The sequence below is a fragment of the Citrobacter sp. Cpo030 genome, from assembly GCF_030333005.1.
Taxonomy (GTDB): Bacteria; Pseudomonadota; Gammaproteobacteria; order Enterobacterales; family Enterobacteriaceae; genus Citrobacter; species Citrobacter portucalensis.
Genome location: NZ_JAOWGT010000040.1, coordinates 66459 through 86979, shown reverse-complemented (window position 1 = coordinate 86979; position 20521 = coordinate 66459). Strand labels below are relative to the sequence as shown.

19 protein-coding genes are annotated in these 20521 nt (G+C 53.6%); 15 read left to right on the top strand and 4 right to left on the bottom strand.

Translation table 11 applies throughout. The annotated features are described in order from the left end of the window. The first annotated feature begins 22 nt into the window (after window positions 1–22). From pepP to OGY37_RS01610, 7 genes are all read left to right on the top strand, one after another. Window positions 23–1348, top strand: a complete 1326-nt coding sequence (gene pepP / locus OGY37_RS01640; RefSeq protein WP_148361497.1) for a Xaa-Pro aminopeptidase — start codon at window positions 23–25, stop codon at window positions 1346–1348. After that, a complete protein-coding gene (ubiH, locus tag OGY37_RS01635; protein ID WP_126317436.1) occupies window positions 1345–2523 on the top strand; it encodes a 2-octaprenyl-6-methoxyphenyl hydroxylase in 1179 nt (392 codons plus the stop codon). Before pepP ends, ubiH begins: the two co-directional genes overlap by 4 nt. A 115-nt stretch (window positions 2524–2638) precedes the next feature. Beyond that, complete coding sequence (gene ubiI, locus OGY37_RS01630) at window positions 2639–3841, top strand: FAD-dependent 2-octaprenylphenol hydroxylase (RefSeq protein WP_063940909.1); 1203 nt, start codon at window positions 2639–2641, stop codon at window positions 3839–3841. Window positions 3842–4293: 452 nt separating this feature from the next. Continuing rightward, window positions 4294–5388: a glycine cleavage system aminomethyltransferase GcvT gene (gcvT, locus tag OGY37_RS01625; RefSeq protein ID WP_003825494.1), complete on the top strand. Its 1095-nt coding sequence runs from the start codon at window positions 4294–4296 to the stop codon at window positions 5386–5388. Window positions 5389–5413: 25 nt separating this feature from the next. Beyond that, on the top strand, window positions 5414–5803 hold the full coding sequence (gene gcvH, locus OGY37_RS01620) for a glycine cleavage system protein GcvH (protein ID WP_003026965.1): 390 nt from the start codon (window positions 5414–5416) through the stop codon (window positions 5801–5803). Between the two features lie 131 nt (window positions 5804–5934). Continuing rightward, a complete protein-coding gene (gcvP, locus tag OGY37_RS01615; protein WP_003825499.1) occupies window positions 5935–8808 on the top strand; it encodes an aminomethyl-transferring glycine dehydrogenase in 2874 nt (957 codons plus the stop codon). A gap of 77 nt (window positions 8809–8885) precedes the next feature. Then, window positions 8886–9629, top strand: coding sequence for an SDR family oxidoreductase (locus OGY37_RS01610; protein ID WP_286619894.1), 744 nt, complete (start codon window positions 8886–8888; stop codon window positions 9627–9629). A gap of 93 nt (window positions 9630–9722) precedes the next feature. Here the strand turns inward: OGY37_RS01610 and bglA are convergent, their stop codons facing one another. Together bglA and OGY37_RS01600 are read right to left on the bottom strand one after the other, a co-directional pair. Further along, entirely contained in the window at window positions 9723–11156 is a 1434-nt protein-coding gene (gene bglA, locus OGY37_RS01605) for a 6-phospho-beta-glucosidase BglA (protein WP_079938634.1), read from the bottom strand. A 120-nt stretch (window positions 11157–11276) separates the two neighbouring features. Next, complete coding sequence (locus OGY37_RS01600; RefSeq protein ID WP_008785744.1) at window positions 11277–12005, bottom strand: MurR/RpiR family transcriptional regulator; 729 nt, start codon at window positions 12003–12005, stop codon at window positions 11277–11279. A gap of 52 nt (window positions 12006–12057) precedes the next feature. Here OGY37_RS01600 and yqfB point away from each other — a divergent pair, with 52 nt between their 5' ends. Continuing rightward, window positions 12058–12369 (top strand): N(4)-acetylcytidine aminohydrolase, encoded by a 312-nt coding sequence (yqfB, locus tag OGY37_RS01595; protein WP_048225466.1) that lies wholly within the window; start codon window positions 12058–12060, stop codon window positions 12367–12369. Window positions 12370–12532: 163 nt separating this feature from the next. Continuing rightward, complete coding sequence (gene trhA / locus OGY37_RS01590) at window positions 12533–13195, top strand: PAQR family membrane homeostasis protein TrhA (RefSeq protein WP_063940912.1); 663 nt, start codon at window positions 12533–12535, stop codon at window positions 13193–13195. Window positions 13196–13326: 131 nt separating this feature from the next. Here trhA and ygfZ read toward each other — a convergent pair whose 3' ends face one another. Continuing rightward, on the bottom strand, window positions 13327–14310 hold the full coding sequence (ygfZ, locus tag OGY37_RS01585; protein WP_286619889.1) for a tRNA-modifying protein YgfZ: 984 nt from the start codon (window positions 14308–14310) through the stop codon (window positions 13327–13329). A gap of 257 nt (window positions 14311–14567) precedes the next feature. On the opposite strand from ygfZ, the gene sdhE reads away from it, so the two are divergent. Then, entirely contained in the window at window positions 14568–14834 is a 267-nt protein-coding gene (sdhE, locus tag OGY37_RS01580; RefSeq protein WP_003825514.1) for an FAD assembly factor SdhE, read from the top strand. Continuing rightward, on the top strand, window positions 14815–15222 hold the full coding sequence (locus OGY37_RS01575) for a protein YgfX (RefSeq protein ID WP_003825515.1): 408 nt from the start codon (window positions 14815–14817) through the stop codon (window positions 15220–15222). The genes sdhE and OGY37_RS01575 overlap by 20 nt, the downstream gene beginning before the upstream one ends. Before the next feature lie 101 nt (window positions 15223–15323). On the opposite strand, the gene fldB is transcribed toward OGY37_RS01575, so the two are convergent. Continuing rightward, the gene (fldB, locus tag OGY37_RS01570; RefSeq protein ID WP_003026933.1) at window positions 15324–15845 is read right to left on the bottom strand and encodes a flavodoxin FldB; all 522 of its coding nucleotides are present in this window, start codon (window positions 15843–15845) and stop codon (window positions 15324–15326) included. 113 nt (window positions 15846–15958) lie between these two features. Here fldB and xerD point away from each other — a divergent pair, with 113 nt between their 5' ends. The 4 genes from xerD (at window position 15959) to prfB (ending at window position 20521) form a co-directional block, all read left to right on the top strand. Further along, window positions 15959–16855: a site-specific tyrosine recombinase XerD gene (gene xerD / locus OGY37_RS01565; protein WP_126317441.1), complete on the top strand. Its 897-nt coding sequence runs from the start codon at window positions 15959–15961 to the stop codon at window positions 16853–16855. 23 nt (window positions 16856–16878) lie between these two features. After that, window positions 16879–17592, top strand: coding sequence for a bifunctional protein-disulfide isomerase/oxidoreductase DsbC (gene dsbC / locus OGY37_RS01560; RefSeq protein ID WP_286619886.1), 714 nt, complete (start codon window positions 16879–16881; stop codon window positions 17590–17592). Window positions 17593–17597: 5 nt separating this feature from the next. After that, the gene (gene recJ / locus OGY37_RS01555) at window positions 17598–19331 is read left to right on the top strand and encodes a single-stranded-DNA-specific exonuclease RecJ (RefSeq protein WP_286619884.1); all 1734 of its coding nucleotides are present in this window, start codon (window positions 17598–17600) and stop codon (window positions 19329–19331) included. A gap of 91 nt (window positions 19332–19422) precedes the next feature. Beyond that, window positions 19423–20521 (top strand): peptide chain release factor 2 gene (gene prfB, locus OGY37_RS01550; RefSeq protein WP_100194817.1). Its coding sequence is split into 2 segments (ribosomal slippage): window positions 19423–19497 and window positions 19499–20521, totalling 1098 coding nucleotides; the frame shifts between segments, so codons are not numbered across the junction.

Sequence of the window (20521 nt, the reverse complement as noted above, 5' to 3'; positions counted from 1 at the left end):
ACGAAACGCAAAGGAGAGTGTGATGAGCGAGATATCTCAGCAAGAATTCCAGCGTCGTCGCCAGGCTTTACTGGCACAAATGCAGCCCGGCAGCGCCGCGCTGATTTTTGCCGCACCGGAAACGACGCGTAGCGCGGACAGTGAATACCCTTACCGCCAAAGCAGTGATTTCTGGTACTTCACCGGTTTTAACGAACCTGAAGCCGTGCTGGTGCTGATCAAAAGTGATGACACTCATAACCACAGCGTTTTGTTCAATCGGGTTCGCGATCTGACGGCGGAGATCTGGTTTGGCCGCCGTCTGGGCCAGGATGCTGCCCCGGTAAAACTTGGCGTTGACCGGGCGCTGGCCTTCAGTGAAATCAATCAACAGCTGTATTTGCTGCTCAATGGTCTGGACGCGGTATACCACGCCCAGGGCGAGTATGCCTGGGCCGACGAGATTGTGTGCACGGCGCTGGATAAACTGCGCAAAGGCTCCAGACAAAATCTGCACGCGCCTGCCGCGATTATCGACTGGCGTCCGATGGTGCATGAAATGCGCCTGTTCAAATCACCGGAAGAAATCGCGGTCATGCGTCGTGCCGGAGAAATCACCGCACTGGCGCATACCCGCGCGATGGAAAAATGCCGTCCGGGAATGTTTGAATACCAGTTAGAAGGGGAGATTCACCATGAATTTACCCGTCATGGCGCGCGTTATCCGTCCTATAACACGATTGTCGGCAGCGGTGAAAACGGCTGTATCCTGCATTACACCGAAAATGAAAGTGAAATGCGCGATGGCGATTTGGTGCTGATTGACGCTGGCTGTGAATACAAAGGCTATGCGGGTGACATTACGCGGACCTTCCCGGTAAACGGCAAATTTACCCCAGCACAGCGTGAAATCTACGATATCGTGCTGGAATCCTTAGAGACCAGCCTGCGTCTGTATCGTCCCGGAACGTCCATTCAGGAAGTCACTGGCGAAGTGGTGCGTATCATGATTACGGGGCTGGTGAAGCTTGGCATTCTGCACGGTGATGTCGATCAGTTGATTACTGAAAATGCGCATCGCCCATTCTTTATGCATGGTCTAAGCCACTGGCTGGGTCTGGATGTGCACGATGTCGGCGTTTATGGTCAGGACCGCTCACGCATTCTTGAGCCGGGAATGGTACTCACCGTCGAACCGGGACTGTATATCGCGCCGGATGCTGATGTACCACCGGCTTATCGTGGTATCGGCATTCGTATTGAGGATGACATCCTCATCACCGAGGACGGCAATGAAAACCTGACCGCCAGCGTAGTGAAGAAAGCCGATGACATTGAAGCCTTGATGGCTGCGGCGCGACTGCAATGAGTGTGATTATCGTTGGTGGTGGTATGGTTGGCGCGACGCTGGCGCTGGCCATTTCTCAGCTCAGCCATGGGACTCTGCCGGTTCATCTGATAGAAGCGAGCGAACCTGAAACTGACCGCCATCCCGGGTTTGACGCCCGGGCGATCGCGCTGGCGGCAGGAACCTGCCAACAGCTGGCGCGAATTGGCGTATGGCAGGCGATTGCCGATTGCGCAACGGCCATTAAAACGGTTCACGTCAGCGATCGCGGCCATGCCGGATTTGTGACGCTGGATGCGCAGGAATACCGTATTCCAGCTCTGGGCCAGGTGGTAGAACTGCACGACGTCGGGCTGCGTCTGTTTGCGCTGCTGCGCAAAGCACCGGGTGTCACATTGCACTGCCCCGACCGCGTAGCCAGCGTGTCGCGCACGCAGGATCGCGTTGAAGTGACGCTGGAGAATGGCGAGATGATTACCGGTCGCCTGCTGGTGGCTGCTGACGGCACGCGTTCCGCACTGGCGACTGCCTGCGGTGTTGACTGGCTGCAACAGCCTTATGAACAACTGGCGGTGATTGCCAACGTCACGACCTCTGTACCGCACGACGGGCGAGCGTTTGAACGCTTCACGCAATATGGCCCGCTGGCAATGCTGCCAATGTCTGACGGTCGCTGCTCGCTGGTGTGGTGCCATCCACTGGAGCAGCGTGATGAGATCATGACCTGGTCCGACGAACAGTTTTGCCGTGAACTACAAACCGCTTTTGGCTGGCGACTGGGACGTATTACCCAGGCCGGTAAACGCAGCGCTTATCCGCTTTCGTTAACTACGGCGCTGAAAGCGATTACCCATCGTACCGTGCTGGTAGGGAACGCCGCCCAGACGCTGCATCCCATTGCCGGGCAAGGTTTCAACCTTGGCCTGCGCGATGTAATGAGCCTTGCTGAGACGCTGACGCAGGCGCAAAACGGCGCGGAAGATGTCGGTGATTATGCGGTGCTGGCACGTTATCAGCAGCGCCGCGAGCGCGATCGCGAGACGACGATTGGTGTGACCAACAATTTAGTGTATTTGTTTGCCAATCACTGGGCCCCGCTGGTTGTTGGGCGCAATGTCGGGTTGATGGCGATGGAATTATTCACCCCTGCGCGCGATGCGCTGGCGGAGCGGACCCTGGGTTGGGTTGCACGATAAATATGACCTGTAGGTCGGATAAGGCAACGCCGACATCCGGCAAGGGTCCCCGCAAAAATGCCTGATGGCGCTGCGCTTATCAGGCCTACGGATTACAGGTTTCGAGGTATAAACAGTGCAAAGTGTTGATGTAGCAATTGTTGGTGGCGGCATGGTGGGACTGGCGGTTGCCTGCGGCCTGCAGGGCAGCGGGTTGCGCGTTGCGGTGTTAGAACAACATGTTCCGCAGCCGTTGGCGGCGGATGCTCCTCCTCAGCTTCGCGTTTCGGCCATTAATGCAGCCAGCGAAAAACTGCTTACCCGTCTTGGCGTCTGGTCCGACATTGTTGCTCGTCGCGCTTGCTGCTACCACGGCATGGAAGTCTGGGACAAAGACAGCTTTGGACGTATTGCGTTTGATGACCAGAGCATGGGCTACAGCCATTTGGGTCACATCGTTGAAAACTCAGAAATCCATTATGCACTGTGGCAAAAGGCGCAGCGTTCAGCGGATATTACGATGATGGCGCCAGCTGAAATACAGCAGGTGGCCTGGGGCGAGAACGAGGCATTTCTGAGCCTCAAAGATGGCACAATGCTGACGGCGCGTCTGGTCGTCGGTGCCGATGGCGCTAATTCCTGGCTGCGCAATAAAGCGGACATTCCGCTCACCTTCTGGGACTACCGTCATCATGCGCTGGTGGCGACTATCCGTACGCAGGAAGCTCACGGTGCGGTTGCGCGTCAGGCGTTTCATGGCGAAGGGATTCTGGCATTCCTGCCACTCAGCGATCCGCACCTGTGCTCTATCGTCTGGTCGCTCTCGCCGCAGGAAGCAGAACGTATGCAGCAGGCAAGCGTTGACGAGTTTAATCAGGCGCTGAATATCGCCTTTGATAATCGTCTGGGGCTGTGCAGCCTTGAAAGCGAACGTCAGGCGTTTCCGCTGACGGGACGTTATGCCCGCCAGTTCGCGGCCCATCGTCTGGCGCTGGTGGGGGATGCGGCGCATACCATCCACCCGCTGGCGGGTCAGGGGGTTAACCTTGGCTTTATGGATGCGGCGGAACTGATCGATGAGCTTAAGCGGCTACAGCGTCAGGGAAAAGATATTGGTCAGTATCTCTATTTACGCCGCTACGAGCGCAGCCGTAAGCATAGCGCAGCGCTGATGCTGGCGGGGATGCAGGGTTTCCGTGAACTGTTTGCAGGCGAGAATCCGGCGAAAAAACTGCTACGCGATATTGGGCTGAAACTGGCCGATACCCTCCCGGGCGTAAAACCACAACTCATCCGTCAGGCGATGGGACTGAACGATCTTCCCGAGTGGTTACGTTAGTGTCCGTAAGGACAATCTTAAGAGTTTGAGACCCGTCACACTTTCCTCTCCCGGCCTTCGCGCCGGGGTGCTTCTCTCATTTGAAATAATCTAATTCCACTCCTTTTTTCGCATTAGTTTTTCTAATTTTACGTTTTTTTCATAACGCCATTTTTGACATTTTTTCCACATTTAATATGGATTGGTGCTGTAATTTTGCGCTTATATTCGTTTGTTGTTCTGATTAATTGTTATGTGTATGGAGTTTTATTCTGTTGGCGATCTGGCTGTTTTTCGCCATAAGCTAATGTGATGGTTAATTTTGACTTATGGTTTAGCGTCTGTTTCGGTGGTAAGTTCAGGACAAAGAGAACGTTTGCGTCGTAGCCCCTGGAGCGGCTGCGGTGCTGGGTTTCGTGGCGAAAATTTCACCGCGAAAGAGTTGGTAGCCCCGCTTATTCAACGAGGAAAAGATGGCTCAACAGACTCCTTTGTACGAACAACACACGCTATGTGGCGCGCGCATGGTCGATTTCCATGGCTGGATGATGCCACTGCATTACGGTTCTCAGCTCGATGAACACCATGCTGTTCGCACCGACGCCGGAATGTTTGATGTGTCGCATATGACCATCGTCGACCTGCGCGGTAGCCGCACCCGGGAGTTCTTGCGTTATCTGCTGGCAAACGACGTCGCGAAGCTAACGAAGACGGGTAAAGCCCTCTACTCCGGGATGCTCAACGCTTCGGGCGGCGTGATAGATGACCTGATTGTCTACTACTTCACTGAAGATTTCTTCCGCCTCGTTGTAAACTCCGCCACCCGCGAAAAAGACCTCTCCTGGATTACCCAACACGCTGAACCTTACGCCATCGACATCACCGTTCGTGACGACCTGTCGCTGATTGCGGTGCAGGGTCCAAATGCGCAGGAAAAAGCAGCTACGTTGTTTACTGACGAGCAGCGTCATGCGGTTGAAGGCATGAAGCCGTTTTTCGGCGTTCAGGCAGGTGATTTGTTTATCGCAACCACCGGTTATACCGGCGAAGCAGGTTATGAAATTGCCATGCCGAATGAAAAGGCGGCAGATTTCTGGCGCGCGCTGGTTCAGGCTGGTGTCAAACCTTGCGGTCTCGGCGCGCGTGACACCCTGCGTCTGGAAGCGGGTATGAACCTGTATGGCCAGGAGATGGACGAAGGTATTTCTCCGCTGGCGGCCAACATGGGCTGGACCATCGCGTGGGAACCGGCTGACCGCGACTTTATCGGTCGTGAAGCGCTGGAAATGCAGCGTGAAAAAGGCCACGAACAGCTGGTCGGGCTGGTGATGACTGAGAAGGGCGTGCTGCGTAATGAACTGCCGGTGCGTTTCACCGATGCTTCTGGCAACCAGCATGAAGGCATTATCACCAGTGGCACATTCTCCCCAACTCTGGGTTACAGCATCGCGTTGGCGCGTGTGCCTGCGGGTATCGGTGAGACTGCGATCGTACAGATCCGTAACCGTGAAATGCCGGTAAAAGTGACTAAACCTGTTTTTGTGCGTAACGGCAAAGCCGTCGCGTAATTCATCCTTTTTTGGAGATTGATTGATGAGCAACGTACCTGCAGAACTGAAATACAGCAAAGAACACGAATGGCTGCGCAAAGAAGCTGACGGCTCTTACACCGTTGGTATCACCGAACACGCTCAGGAGCTGTTAGGTGACATGGTTTTCGTTGACCTGCCAGAAGTTGGCGCCACCGTCAGCGCGGGCGATGATTGCGCCGTTGCGGAGTCCGTAAAAGCGGCATCCGATATCTATGCGCCAGTAGGCGGTGAGATTGTTGCGGTTAACGATGCGCTCAGCGACTCCCCGGAACTGGTCAACAGCGAACCGTATGCGGGTGGCTGGATTTTCAAAATCAAAGCCAGCGATGAAAGCGAAATTGAATCGCTGTTGGATGCGACCGCATACGAAGCTTTGTTAGAAGACGAGTAAATACGCTTTTGCCGGATGGCGCTGCGCTTATCCAGCCTACAAAGCATGCGTAGGCCTGGTAAGCGCTAGCGCCACCGGGCACGTAGACAGAGACCATCACGATTCACTGCACGTTTCAGGAACCATCGCCCATGACACAGACGTTAAGCCAGCTTGAAAACAGCGGCGCTTTCATTGAACGCCACATCGGACCGGACGCCGCGCAGCAGCAAGAGATGCTGAATGCGGTTGGCGCCGAGTCGTTAAACGCGCTGATCGGCCAGATTGTGCCGAAAGACATTCAGCTCGCAACCCCGCCACAGGTGGGCGAGGCGGCGACCGAATACGCTGCGCTGGCTGAATTAAAAGCCATCGCCGGGCGTAACAAGCGCTTTACGTCCTACATTGGCATGGGCTACACCGCCGTGCAGTTGCCACCGGTTATTCTGCGTAACATGCTGGAAAACCCAGGCTGGTACACCGCATATACGCCGTATCAGCCGGAAGTCTCCCAGGGACGACTGGAAGCTCTGCTGAACTTCCAACAGGTCACACTGGACCTGACGGGCCTGGATATGGCTTCTGCTTCTCTGCTGGATGAAGCCACTGCGGCTGCTGAAGCCATGGCGATGGCCAAACGTGTCAGCAAACTGAAAAATGCCAACCGTTTCTTTGTGGCGGCTGATGTTCACCCGCAAACGCTGGACGTGGTTCGCACCCGTGCAGAAACCTTTGGCTTTGACGTCATTGTTGATGACGCGGCGAAAGCTCTGGATCACCAGGATGTGTTTGGCGTGCTGTTGCAGCAGGTTGGCACCACCGGTGAAGTGCACGACTACAGCAAACTGATTGCCGAGCTGAAATCCCGTAAAGTTGTGGTCAGTGTCGCTGCCGACTTTATGGCGCTGGTACTGCTGACTGCACCGGGCAAACAGGGCGCGGATATTGTTTTCGGCTCTGCGCAACGCTTCGGCGTTCCGATGGGTTACGGCGGCCCACACGCGGCATTCTTCGCCGCTAAAGACGAATTCAAACGCTCCATGCCAGGCCGTATTATCGGCGTATCGAAAGATGCGGCGGGCAATACCGCACTGCGCATGGCGATGCAGACTCGCGAGCAGCATATCCGCCGCGAGAAAGCGAACTCCAACATTTGTACCTCGCAGGTTCTGCTGGCCAACATCGCCAGCCTGTATGCCGTTTATCATGGTCCGGTTGGCCTGAAACGTATCGCTAATCGCATCCACCGCCTGACTGATATTCTGGCGGCCGGCCTGCAGCAGAAAGGGCTGAAGCTGCGCCATGCGCACTACTTCGACACTCTGTGTGTTGAAGTGGCCGACAAAGCGGCTGTTCTGGCGCGTGCTGAAGCGGCAGAAATCAACCTGCGTAGTGATATCCATAACGCGGTAGGTATTACGCTCGATGAAACCACCACCCGTGAAAACGTGGTGCAGTTGTTCAATGTTCTGCTGGGCGACAGCCACGGTCTGAACATCGATACGCTGGATAAAGACGTGGCGCTCGACAGCCGTTCCATTCAGGACAGCATGCTGCGTGACGATGCGATCCTCAGCCATCCGGTATTTAATCGCTATCACAGCGAAACCGAGATGATGCGCTACATGCACTCGCTGGAGCGCAAAGATCTGGCGCTGAACCAGGCAATGATCCCGCTGGGTTCTTGCACCATGAAGCTGAACGCTGCCGCCGAGATGATCCCTATCACCTGGCCGGAATTCGCTGAACTTCACCCGTTCTGCCCGCCAGAGCAGGCAGAAGGTTATCACCAGATGATCGGCCAGCTTTCCGAGTGGCTGGTAAAACTGACCGGTTATGACGCCGTCTGCATGCAGCCGAACTCCGGCGCGCAGGGCGAGTATGCGGGTCTGCTGGCGATTCGTCACTATCACGAAAGCCGTAACGAAGGCCATCGCGATATCTGTCTGATCCCGGCTTCTGCCCACGGCACCAATCCGGCATCCGCACAGATGGCGGGGATGCAGGTAGTGGTTGTCGCCTGTGATAAGAACGGCAACATTGACCTGGACGATCTGCGAGCAAAAGCAGAACAACATGCTGCGAACCTCTCCTGCATCATGGTGACCTATCCGTCTACTCACGGCGTGTATGAAGAAACGATCCGTGAAGTGTGCGACGTTGTACACCAGTTTGGCGGCCAGGTTTACCTTGATGGCGCGAACATGAACGCTCAGGTTGGGATCACCACGCCAGGCTTTATCGGCGCAGATGTCTCGCACCTCAACCTGCATAAAACATTCTGCATTCCGCACGGCGGCGGCGGCCCAGGTATGGGACCGATTGGCGTCAAATCACATTTGGCACCGTTCGTACCGGGTCACAGCGTAGTGCAGATTGAAGGAATGCTCACTCGTCAGGGCGCAGTTTCTGCGGCGCCGTTCGGTAGCGCATCTATTCTGCCAATCAGCTGGATGTACATCCGTATGATGGGCGCAGAAGGTCTGAAGCAGGCAAGCCAGGTGGCGATCCTTAATGCTAACTACATTGCCAGCCGTCTGAAAGATGCTTATCCGGTACTGTATACCGGTCGCGACGGTCGCGTGGCGCATGAATGTATTCTCGACATTCGCCCACTGAAAGAAGAGACCGGCATCAGCGAACTGGATATTGCCAAGCGTCTGATCGATTACGGTTTCCATGCGCCGACTATGTCATTCCCGGTCGCGGGTACCCTGATGGTTGAACCGACTGAATCTGAAAGCAAAGTGGAACTTGATCGCTTTATCAATGCGATGCTGGCAATCCGCGCTGAGATCGATCGCGTGAAAGCCGGTGAATGGTCACTGGAAGATAACCCGCTGGTTAACTCACCACACACGCAAAACGAGCTGGTCGCGGAGTGGAATCACGGTTATAGCCGCGAAATCGCCGTCTTCCCGGCAGGTGTGGCGAACAAATACTGGCCAACCGTGAAACGCCTTGATGACGTTTACGGTGACCGTAACCTGTTCTGCTCCTGCGTGCCGATGAGCGAATATCAGTAACTTTTCCGCGCAGTAAAGCTTTTGTAGGCCGGGTAAGGCGAAGTCGCCTCCCGGCTTTTTCATATCTGGAGGTATCCATGGGAATCGTACTGGTTACTGGCGGCAGTCGCGGCATCGGGCGGGCAACCGCGCTGCAGTTAGCGCAAGAGGGTTACACGGTTGCGGTTAACTTTCATCACAATATCCGTGCGGCAACGGAGGTGGTGAATACCATTGTCGCTGCCGGGGGAAAGGCGTTTGCTCTACGGGCTGATATCAGCGATGAAAGCCAGGTTGTGGCAATGTTTGAATCTATTGACCGCGAAGGTGAACCACTGACTGCGTTAGTGAATAATGCCGGGATTTTGTTTGAACAGAGCACGGTGGAAAGCCTAACCGCTGAAAGAATTAACCGCGTGCTGGCGACCAATGTTACCGGCTATTTTTTGTGTTGTCGGGAAGCGGTAAAGCGGATGTCGTTCAAACACGGAGGGCAAGGCGGGGCGATTGTGAATGTCTCTTCGGCTGCATCACGGCTTGGTGCGCCATTCGAATATGTTGATTACGCAGCTTCAAAAGGCGCTGTGGACACGCTCACCACCGGCCTTGCGCTGGAGGTTGCGGCGCAAGGGATCCGCGTAAACTGCGTGCGACCTGGTCTTATCTACACTGAAATGCACGCATCAGGCGGCGAGCCGGGAAGGGTCGATCGCGTGAAATCGATGTTGCCTATGCAGCGCGGCGGACAACCGGAGGAGGTCGCGCAGGCGATTACCTGGCTGCTGAGCGAGAAGGCGTCCTACGTAACGGGAAGTTTTCTGGAACTGGCTGGCGGGAAGTAGGATTTAATCGCCGGATGGCGCTATGCTTATCCAGCCTACGGGAATTTAATCTGTAGGCTGGATAAGGCGTTTACGCCGCCATCCGGCAAAAAATCAAAGTTTCTCGCCGTTGCTGGCAATCACCTCTTTGTACCAGTTAAAACTTTTCTTGCGTGAACGCGACATATCGCCGGTGCCGTCGTCGTGTTTGTTCACGTAGATAAAGCCGTAACGTTTGCTGTACTGACCTGTGGTGAACGAGACACAGTCGATGCAGCCCCACGGCGTGTAGCCCATCAGGTCTACGCCATCATAGGTTACCGCTTTCATCATCTCTTCAACGTGGGCGCGTAAATAGTCGATGCGATAGTCGTCGTTGATGCTGCCGTCTTCTTCCACTTTGTCGTAGGCTCCAAATCCGTTTTCTACGATAAATAGCGGTTTCTGATAGCGCTCATACAGTTCACATAAGGCGTAACGCAGACCGACCGGATCAATCTGCCAGCCCCAGTCGGACGCTTTTACGTGCGGGTTCGGTACGCTGCCCTCAAAACCAGAAATGGCATCGCCGCTGCCGCCTTCCGCTTTTACCGCGTTGGTCATGTAGTAACTGAATCCGAGATAGTCACAGGTGCCTTCACGCAGGATTTGCTCATCTCCGGCTTCCATTCGGATATTGAATTCGCGGCGTTCCCACTCGTTCAGTACATATGATGGATAGTAGCCGCGCAGTTGAACGTCGGTGAAAACGTAGCGCTCACGCATCGATTCCTGCGCGAACATCACATCTTCAGGCTTACAGGAGAACGGGTACAGTGGCACCATCGCCAGCATGCAGCCGACTTTCATTTCCGGGTTGATGCGGCGTGCGGCTTTCACTGCCAGAGCGCTGGCCACGAACTGGTGATGCAGCACCTGGTACATGGTTTCTTCCGGGTTTTCATGCTCGGTATACACCACGCCGGAGCAGCAATAACCAAACAGCGGTGCGCGCCAGTTGCGCTGGTTATTGATCTCGTTAAAGGTCATCCAGTATTTGACCTTGTGCTTGTAGCGCTCAAAAACGACTTCAGCAAATCGGACAAAGAAATCGACGACTTTACGATTGGTCCAGCTACCGTACTGTTGAACCAGATGCAGCGGCATTTCAAAGTGGGAAAGGGTGATGACCGGTTCAATGTTGTACTTCAGCAGTTCATCGAACATGTCGTCGTAGAACTTTAGCCCTTCTTCATTCGGCTGGGTTTCGTCCCCTTTGGGGAAGATACGGGTCCAGGCGATTGAGGTACGGAAGCATTTGAAGCCCATCTCGGCAAACAGCTTGATGTCTTCTTTGTAATGACCGTAAAAATCGACAGCTTCGTGGTTGGGGTAGTACTTACCGGGTTCAACTTCCTGAGTGATTTCTCGCGGAACGCCGTGTGCCCCTCCGGTCAGTACGTCGCAAATGCTGGGGCCTTTGCCACCTTTGTTCCAGCCGCCTTCAACCTGGTGCGCCGCAACCGCGCCACCCCATAAAAAATCTTTTGGTAAGGTAAGTTTTTTCATCTGCGCTCAGTCTCAAATTAATACAATCTGATTTTGAGTCTAACAAAGGAAAGATAAATGTCACGATATAACAAAATAGCGCTAATGTGATTTGTTACATCCAAAAAACAGATTGTTTTTTTACGCTATTCTTTTCGCCAACTTGCGGCCGAGTGACTCCAGAATATAAATAACAGGGATCTGTGTGGTTATATCGTATACTCCGGCAATGCGCGTCTGTGGAACGTGCCAGGAGAGATTAAAGTCAGCCAATTTGGCCAGCCGCGAATGTTCATGACTGGTGACAGACAGGACCTTACAGTTATGCAGGCTGAACTGGCTGGCAAAGCGCAGGATCTCTTCTGTTTCACCGGAAACAGAAAGCACGATCGCCAGCGCGTTTCTGGCCATGTCATTCGTTACCGGGAAATAAGGATCATCAATGTGATTACTGAATTTTCCAACGTTTGAGAAAAAACGTGCGCCATATTTGGCTAAGGCTCCGGATGTTCCCGCTCCGACGAATATAATACGTTCGGAAGATAATATAATATCAACAGCCTGATCGAGCAGATTATCGAACTCATCGTTATTAACGCCTTTAAAGAAGCTGATAATTTCGCTGGCACCGAAATTAGCCTGTTGCGGTTCATTCTGCTCTAAATATAATTTGAAGCGCACGCGAAATTCTGAGTAACCTTCACACTTAAGCTTGCGGCAAAAGCGCAGTACGGTGGTAGTGGAAACACCCACGGCATCGGCCAGTTCGCGAATGGTCATGTACATGACTTTGTCACGGTTTTTGATGACATAGTTGTAGACCAGCATCTCAAGATTGTTGAGACTGGCGATGGCAGCGTGGGAGAACATACTCACAATGGCAAAACTCACTCATCAGACTTCATCTACAGGGAATAATAACATGCAGCCAAATGACATCACTTTTTTTCAGCGTTTCCAGGATGACATTCTGGCCGGACGCAAGACCATCACTATTCGTGACGAGTCCGAATCACACTTCAAAGCCGGGGACATTTTACGGGTTGGGCGCTTCGAAGATGACGGTTACTTCTGCACGATTGAGGTTGTAGGCACCTCAACCGTCACGCTGGATACGCTGACGGATAAACATGCCCAGCAGGAAAACATGACGCTTGAAGAACTTAAACATGTCATTGCCGAGATTTACCCGGATCAGACGCAATTTTATGTGATTGATTTTAAATGCCTTTGATTTTAATGGTACGCATGTTAGCTGAAATTTAAAATCTAACACTGTGATTTTTAATGATAAATATTTATCTGGTAATTATTTTAGCTAACAGGTGTTCACTGGAACCATTCTCAGTTACGCTAGAGGAGCAATCACGATAGGGTTCGTTTCTCGGGAGTAAGTTATGGTTCAGAAGCCATTAATCGCGCAGGGATATTCGCTGGCAGAGGAAATAGCCAACAGCATCAGTCACGGTATCGGGCTGGTGTTTGGGATTGTCGGACTGGTGTTATTGCTGGTCCAGGCAGTGGATACCAACGCCAGCGCTATGGCGATTACCAGCTATAGCCTGTACGGCGGCAGCATGATCCTGCTGTTCCTCGCCTCAACTTTGTATCACGCGATCCCCCATCAGAGAGCGAAAGTCTGGCTGAAAAAATTCGACCACTGTGCGATTTATCTGCTGATTGCCGGGACTTACACGCCATTTCTGCTGGTGGGGCTTGATTCGCCGCTGGCACGTGGGCTGATGATTGTTATCTGGAGCCTGGCGCTGATCGGTATTTTATTCAAACTAACCATTGCGCACCGGTTTAAGGTTCTGTCACTGGTGACCTACCTGACAATGGGCTGGCTTTCGCTGATTGTGGTGTATCAACTGGCGGTTAAGTTGGCGGCGGGAGGCGTGACGTTGCTGGCTGTTGGTGGTGTGGTGTATTCGCTGGGCGTAATTTTCTACGTCTGTAAGCGTATTCCTTACAACCATGCGATCTGGCACGGCTTTGTGCTGGGCGGCAGCGTTTGCCATTTCCTGGCGATCTATCTGTACGTGGGGCAACACGCATAGATTCAGTGCAACCCCGGGGGCGGCGTAAACGCCTCGCCCGGACTGTATTTTATAGGCCGGACAAGCCAACGCCGCAATCCGGTAGCCTGTGCCGAATTGCCTGATGGCGCTGCGCTTATCAGGCCTACCAATTACTCTTCGTCTAACGAATATGGCAGCGGTACGATATGCAGCGTTTTCGCGTCTTCACGAACGCGGAACACGCTGTCGGCCTCCATGTCGTTATTCATCACAACCTGCACCAGTATCTGACCATCGGCCAGTTGTACTGCGGCGAGTACGGTGCCGGTACGGCGCCAGTTCTCGCCCATTTTCAGCTCCAGGTCTTCACCCGCTTCCGGTACTCGACTGGCGGCACCTGCCAGAGTCCACATGGCGCGTTTGTTGGCTCCGCGGAATTTTGCACGAGCCACCATTTCCTGACCGGTGTAGCAGCCTTTTTTAAAGCTGATCCCGCCCAGAGCCTGCAGATTGGTAGCCTGTGGAATAAACTGTGCACTGTTGGCTGTATCAATAACGGGGATACCCGCTTCGATATCCAGCGCCAGCCACTGCTGGCTGTTATTTAACTCAGCTTCGCCACGCAGCTTTTCAACCAAGGTTTCTGCTGTGGTGGCATCAACGATCAGCAGAAAACGTTCGGCAGGGTGTTCGAACCACAATACCGTGGAGGCACCTTCGGTAATGACCTGCTTATCACTGTTCGGCAATTCGCTAAAGAGATTGGCCAGCGCTGCACGTGCCTGGAATCCCGCTACGCCCAGCAGTACTCGTTCATCGTCCGGGGCAATCACCACCTTCGAGAAGACCGCATATTTTTTCAGCTCGCTGAGCTGCGCATCACGCAGGCTACGGCGCTCAAGCCATGCAAAACCGTCACCCTGGCGGAACAGACGCAGGTTGCTCCACATTTTACCTTTGGCGTCACAATGTGCAGCCAACAGGTGCTGATGCTCGGTCATCTGGCTGACATCCGCCGTGACCTGACCCTGAATATACTTCTCACTGTCGACACCGGTGATGGTGGCGAGCGCCCAGTCATCGAGCGTCATTAGCGTCAGAGGCAAACGCGTTGACGCGAAAGGCTGGCGAGGAGGAAAAGATGTAAAAGCCATAATAATGTCCTGATTTGCTTAACGCAGTGATAATGACTAATGGTAAAAGAGCTATGGCCCATTGCAAGCGGTTTAAACAGGCTATTTGTGCCATATGTTGCGCTTTGCGAGGAGACATCCAAAAATGGTGAATCCTTTGGCTTAATAAGGTTTTATTTAGCGAGCGAGCTTCAGTTTACTGATATTCCCGTAAAAAGAGCGGGAAAAACACGTTACAATAACGGGATACTTCGTTTTCGCGAGACAGGGAGAAGAACATGGATATTAACAACAAAGCACGTATTCATTGGGCATGCCGCCGCGGTATGCGCGAGCTGGACATCTCGATCATGCCGTTTTTCGAACATGAATATGACAGCTTAAGTGACGAAGAAAAACGTATCTTTATCCGTCTGCTAGAATGTGATGATCCAGATTTATTTAACTGGTTGATGAATCATGGGAAACCAGCTGATGAGCAGCTGGAACAGATGGTGCGACTTATCCAGACACGGAATCGGGAACGTGGTCCAGTGGCAATCTGATTTACGCGTATCATGGCGCGCGCAGTGGCTTTCACTGCTAATTCATGGGCTGGTCGCGGTATTTATTTTATTGATGCCTTGGCCATTGAGCTACACCCCATTATGGCTGGTTTTGCTCTCTCTGGTGGTGTTCGATAGCGTTCGCAGTCAGCGTCGAATCAACGCCTGTCAGGGTGAGATTCGGCTATTGATGGATGGCCGTCTGCGCTGGCAAGGGCAAGAGTGGTCTATCGTTAGCGCCCCCTGGATGGTTAAAACAGGCATGATGCTGCGTTTGCGATCTGATGCCGGAAAACGTCAACATTTGTGGCTGGCAGCAGACAGTATGGATGATGCAGAGTGGCGGGATTTACGGCGGTTGATGCTGCAAAAGGCGAAGCAAGGGTAACGCATGACGCATGCCTGATGGCGCGCAGCTTGAAGGCCTACAGTTAGGTGCGTCATGCAGGCCGGATAAGGCATTTACGCCGTCATCCGGCAAATCGGTTATCAGGACCAGTGCTCGGCCATTTCCCCAAGAATTTGCTCGCACCAGGCCTGAATGCGTTCATCGCTGAGATCGTACTGGTTCGTCTCATCCAGCGCCAGGCCAACAAACAGTTGTCCATCAGCAATGACGGGTTTATCGCTGGTGAATTCGTAGCCTTCTGTGGGCCAGTAGCCGACAAACTTTACACCTTTGGTGATCAGTTTATCGTGCAGCATACCCAACGCATCCAGGAACCATTCGCCGTATCCCAACTGATCGCCCATACCGTAAAGCGCGACAATCTTGCCTTCCAGGTTGAGGTCGTCCAGTTGCTCCCAGACCGCTTCCCAGTCCTCCTGAATTTCACCGAAATCCCAGGTTGGAATGCCCAAAATGAGCACGTCATATTGCTCCATTAGGGTCGGGGAATCGTCTTTGAGGTTGTGCAGTGTCACCAGTTCGGGACCCAGGATATCGCGGATTTTTTCTGCTGCCATTTCGGTGTAGCAGGTGCTGGAACCGTAAAAAAGACCCATGTTCATGACGTAAACATCTCAATTCTGCTGTAGCGTTGCGGGTAGTGTAACAGAATCGCCGCATTCTCGGCACAATGAGGCATAATGCATCAAAAATGAGAGTGGAATAAGGGGCGCGAGTGGAACAGGATCTGGCGCGCATCGAGCAGTTTCTTGATGCCCTGTGGCTGGAACGAAATCTGGCGGAAAATACATTAAGTGCGTATCGTCGCGATCTGACCATGCTTGTGGAATGGTTACATCACCGCGGCGCTTCGCTTGCGACCGCGCAAAGTGATGATCTGCAAGCCTTGCTGGCTGAGCGGATGGATGGAGGGTATAAAGCCACCAGTTCCGCACGTTTGCTCAGTGCGACGCGACGTTTTTTTCAGCATCTGTACCGCGAAAAATATCGTGAAGATGACCCCAGCGCCTCGCTTGCATCACCTAAACTTCCGCAGCGCCTGCCTAAAGATCTCAGCGAAGCACAGGTTGAGCGGCTGCTACAAGCGCCGCTTGTTGAGCAACCGCTGGAGCTACGCGACAAAGCCATGCTGGAAGTGCTGTATGCAACAGGCCTGCGCGTGTCTGAACTGGTAGGACTGACGATGAGTGACGTCAGCCTGCGTCAGGGTGTGGTACGGGTGATCGGTAAAGGTAACAAAGAGCGCCTTGTCCCGTTGGGTGAGGAGGCTGTGTACTGGCTGGAAACATACCTGGAGCATGGGCGTCCATGGTTGCTCAACGGCGTATCGATTGATGTGCTGTTTCCTAGTCAGCGGGCGCAACAGATGACCCGTCAGACCTTCTGGCATCGTATCAAACACTATGCTGTGTTGGCGGGAATCGACAGCGAAAAGCTGTCACCGCACGTCCTGCGGCACGCGTTTGCCACGCATCTGCTCAACCATGGCGCAGACCTGCGTGTGGTGCAGATGCTACTGGGGCATAGCGATCTCTCGACAACGCAAATTTATACTCATGTCGCAACGGAGCGCTTGCGGCAACTACATCAACAGCATCACCCGCGAGCGTGAGTGCTGACAGGATAGGATAGGCTATGAAAAAACGTTTTATGATGTTCACCCTGCTGGCGACGGCGTTTTCCGGCATGGTACATGCAGACGACGCGGCAATTCGCCAGTCATTAGTAAAGCTGGGTGTGCAGAGCACCGAGATTCAACCTGCTCCGGTTGCGGGCATGAAAACCGTACTGACCAATAGCGGCGTGCTGTACGTTACTGAAGACGGTAAACATATTATTCAGGGACCGATGTACGACGTGAGTGGCGCAAGTCCGGTGAACGTCACCAACCAACTGCTGATGAAGCATCTGAACGCGCTGGAAAAAGAGATGATCATCTACAAAGCGCCGCAGGAAAAACACGTTATTACCGTTTTCACCGACATCACTTGTGGTTACTGCCACAAGCTGCATGAAGAGATGAAAGATTACAATGCGTTGGGGATCACCGTACGTTATCTGGCCTTCCCACGTCAGGGGCTGGACAGCCAGGCCGAGCAGGACATGAAGTCTATCTGGTGTGCTAAGGACAAAAACAAAGCCTTTGACGACGCGATGACTGGCAAGGGCGTGAAAGCGGCGACCTGTGATGTGGATATCGCTAACCACTATGCGCTGGGCGTACAGTTTGGCGTCAGCGGTACACCGGCGATTGTGCTGAGCAATGGCTATGTCGTACCTGGTTATCAGGGCCCGAAAGAGATGAAAGAATTTCTCGATGCACATGCAAAACAAACCAGCGGTAAATAATTCGCGTGAAACAACAGATACAACTTCGTCGGCGTGAGGCCGACGAGACAGCCGAGTTACCTGCCGACTTGCCGCCACTGCTGCGCCGTTTATACGCCAGTCGCGGCGTGCGCAGCGCGCAGGAACTTGAGCGTAGCGTGAAAGGAATGCTGCCGTGGCAGCATTTAAACGGTGTCGAAAAGGCGGTTGAGATCCTCTACAACGCCTTTCGTGCGGGCACTCGCATCATCGTTGTCGGCGATTTCGATGCCGATGGCGCGACCAGCACGGCGCTAAGCATCCTGGCGATGCGCGCGTTGGGCTGCAGTAACGTTGACTACCTGGTGCCAAATCGTTTTGAGGACGGTTATGGTTTAAGCCCGGAAGTCGTTGATCAGGCCCATGCCCGTGGTGCTCAGCTGATTGTTACCGTAGACAACGGCATCTCGTCTCACACGGGTGTCGAACATGCCAGAACGTTGGGGATCCCGGTCGTTGTAACCGATCACCACCTGCCAGGGGATACGCTGCCGGGCGCAGAGGCGATCATCAATCCTAACCTGCACGACTGTGAGTTCCCGTCGAAATCGCTGGCAGGCGTTGGTGTAGCCTTCTATCTGATGCTGGCGCTGCGCACTTTCCTGCGTGATAAAGGCTGGTTTGATGAGCGAGGCATTGCACCGCCGAACCTGGCGGATTTGCTCGATCTGGTTGCGCTTGGCACGGTGGCGGACGTGGTCCCGCTGGATGCCAATAACCGCATTCTGACGTGGCAAGGCTTAAGCCGTATCCGCGCCGGAAAATGCCGCCCAGGTATTAAAGCGCTGCTGGAGATTTCCAATCGCGACCCCCTAAAGCTGGCAGCCAGTGATTTAGGTTTTGCCCTCGGGCCACGGCTGAATGCGGCAGGGCGTTTGGACGATATGTCCGTTGGCGTAGCGCTGTTGTTGTGCGACAACATTGGTGAAGCGCGCGTGCTGGCCAATGAGCTGGACGCACTCAACCAGACGCGCAAAGAAATTGAGCAGGGTATGCAGGCAGAAGCGCTGACCCTGTGTGAAAAGCTGGAACGCAGTAGCGATACGCTACCTGGCGGTCTGGCTATGTATCATCCCGAGTGGCATCAGGGCGTAGTGGGGATTCTGGCATCGCGTATTAAAGAGCGATTCCATCGCCCGGTGATAGCGTTTGCCCCGGCAGGTGACGGTACCCTCAAAGGATCCGGGCGTTCGATTCAGGGGCTGCACATGCGCGATGCGCTGGAGCGCCTGGACACCCTTTATCCGGGCATGATCCTCAAGTTTGGCGGTCACGCCATGGCGGCGGGCTTATCGCTTGAAGAGGCGCAGTTTGAGCGTTTCCAGCAGTGTTTTGGCGAACTGGTAGCCGAGTGGTTGGATCCCGCCTTACTGCAAGGTGAAGTGGTGTCTGATGGCCCACTGAGCGCAGCGGAAATGACCATGGAGGTCGCACAAATGCTGCGCGATGCCGGACCGTGGGGGCAAATGTTCCCGGAACCGCTGTTTGACGGGCATTTCCGTTTGCTCCAGCAGCGTCTGGTCGGTGAGCGTCATCTGAAGGTAATGGTCGAGCCCGTAGGCGGTGGTCCACTTCTGGACGGTATTGCGTTTAATGTCGATACCACCTGCTGGCCGGACAACGGTGTGCGCGAAGTTCAGCTTGCCTACAAACTGGATATTAATGAGTTTCGCGGCAACCGTAGTTTGCAGATTATAATCGACAATATCTGGCCACTTTAGCGTCACTAATCGCTATAAAAAAGGGCGTGGATTAGTTACAATCCCGCTCTTATCACCGCATTTTGACTAGTCCAATAAAAGAAATCAGACAATGTTTGAAATTAATCCGGTAAATAACCGCATTCAGGACCTCACGGAGCGCTCTGACGTTCTTAGGGGGTATCTTTGACTATGATGCCAAGAAAGAGCGTCTGGAAGAAGTAAACGCCGAGCTGGAACAGCCGGACGTATGGAACGAACCCGAACGCGCGCAGGCGCTGGGTAAAGAGCGTTCTTCTCTTGAGGCCATCGTTGATACGCTCGATCAGATGAGCCAGGGCCTGGAAGATGTCTCCGGCCTGTTGGAGCTGGCTGTAGAAGCCGACGACGAAGAAACCTTTAACGAAGCCGTAGCAGAACTCGACACGCTGGAAGATAAGCTGGCCCAGCTGGAATTCCGTCGTATGTTCTCCGGTGAATATGACAGCGCAGATTGCTATCTCGATATTCAGGCAGGTTCTGGCGGTACGGAAGCGCAGGACTGGGCAAGCATGCTGATGCGCATGTATCTGCGTTGGGCTGAAGCGCGCGGCTTCAAGACTGAAATTATTGAAGAGTCTGAAGGTGAAGTGGCGGGTATTAAATCCGTGACCATCAGAATTGCTGGCGAATATGCGTACGGTTGGCTGCGTACTGAAACCGGCGTACACCGTCTGGTTCGTAAGAGTCCGTTCGACTCCGGCGGACGTCGCCATACGTCGTTCAGCTCTGCGTTTGTTTATCCAGAAGTTGACGATGATATTGATATCGATATCAACCCGGCGGATCTGCGTATTGACGTTTACCGTGCCTCCGGTGCAGGTGGTCAGCACGTTAACCGTACGGAATCTGCGGTGCGTATTACCCACATCCCGACCGGGATTGTGACGCAGTGTCAGAACGACCGTTCACAGCACAAGAACAAAGACCAGGCCATGAAGCAGATGAAAGCGAAGCTTTATGAACTGGAAATGCAGAAGAAGAATGCCGAGAAACAGGCGATGGAAGACAATAAGTCAGATATCGGCTGGGGTAGCCAGATTCGTTCTTATGTCCTTGATGACTCCCGCATCAAAGATCTGCGTACCGGGGTTGAAACCCGTAACACGCAGGCGGTGCTGGATGGCAGCCTGGATCAATTTATCGAAGCAAGTTTGAAAGCAGGGTTATGA

What these genes read in the sequence shown, in the direction of transcription:
- pepP (WP_148361497.1), top strand. Translation starts at nt 23, where the DNA reads ATGAGCGAGATATCTCAGCAAGAATTCCAGCGTCGTCGCCAGGCTTTA.
- ubiH (WP_126317436.1), top strand. Translation starts at nt 1,345, where the DNA reads ATGAGTGTGATTATCGTTGGTGGTGGTATGGTTGGCGCGACGCTGGCG.
- gcvT (WP_003825494.1), top strand. Translation starts at nt 4,294, where the DNA reads ATGGCTCAACAGACTCCTTTGTACGAACAACACACGCTATGTGGCGCG.
- gcvH (WP_003026965.1), top strand. Translation starts at nt 5,414, where the DNA reads ATGAGCAACGTACCTGCAGAACTGAAATACAGCAAAGAACACGAATGG.
- gcvP (WP_003825499.1), top strand. Translation starts at nt 5,935, where the DNA reads ATGACACAGACGTTAAGCCAGCTTGAAAACAGCGGCGCTTTCATTGAA.
- OGY37_RS01610 (WP_286619894.1), top strand. Translation starts at nt 8,886, where the DNA reads ATGGGAATCGTACTGGTTACTGGCGGCAGTCGCGGCATCGGGCGGGCA.
- bglA (WP_079938634.1), bottom strand. Translation starts at nt 11,156, where the DNA reads ATGAAAAAACTTACCTTACCAAAAGATTTTTTATGGGGTGGCGCGGTT.
- OGY37_RS01600 (WP_008785744.1), bottom strand. Translation starts at nt 12,005, where the DNA reads ATGTTCTCCCACGCTGCCATCGCCAGTCTCAACAATCTTGAGATGCTG.
- yqfB (WP_048225466.1), top strand. Translation starts at nt 12,058, where the DNA reads ATGCAGCCAAATGACATCACTTTTTTTCAGCGTTTCCAGGATGACATT.
- trhA (WP_063940912.1), top strand. Translation starts at nt 12,533, where the DNA reads ATGGTTCAGAAGCCATTAATCGCGCAGGGATATTCGCTGGCAGAGGAA.
- ygfZ (WP_286619889.1), bottom strand. Translation starts at nt 14,310, where the DNA reads ATGGCTTTTACATCTTTTCCTCCTCGCCAGCCTTTCGCGTCAACGCGT.
- sdhE (WP_003825514.1), top strand. Translation starts at nt 14,568, where the DNA reads ATGGATATTAACAACAAAGCACGTATTCATTGGGCATGCCGCCGCGGT.
- fldB (WP_003026933.1), bottom strand. Translation starts at nt 15,845, where the DNA reads ATGAACATGGGTCTTTTTTACGGTTCCAGCACCTGCTACACCGAAATG.
- dsbC (WP_286619886.1), top strand. Translation starts at nt 16,879, where the DNA reads ATGAAAAAACGTTTTATGATGTTCACCCTGCTGGCGACGGCGTTTTCC.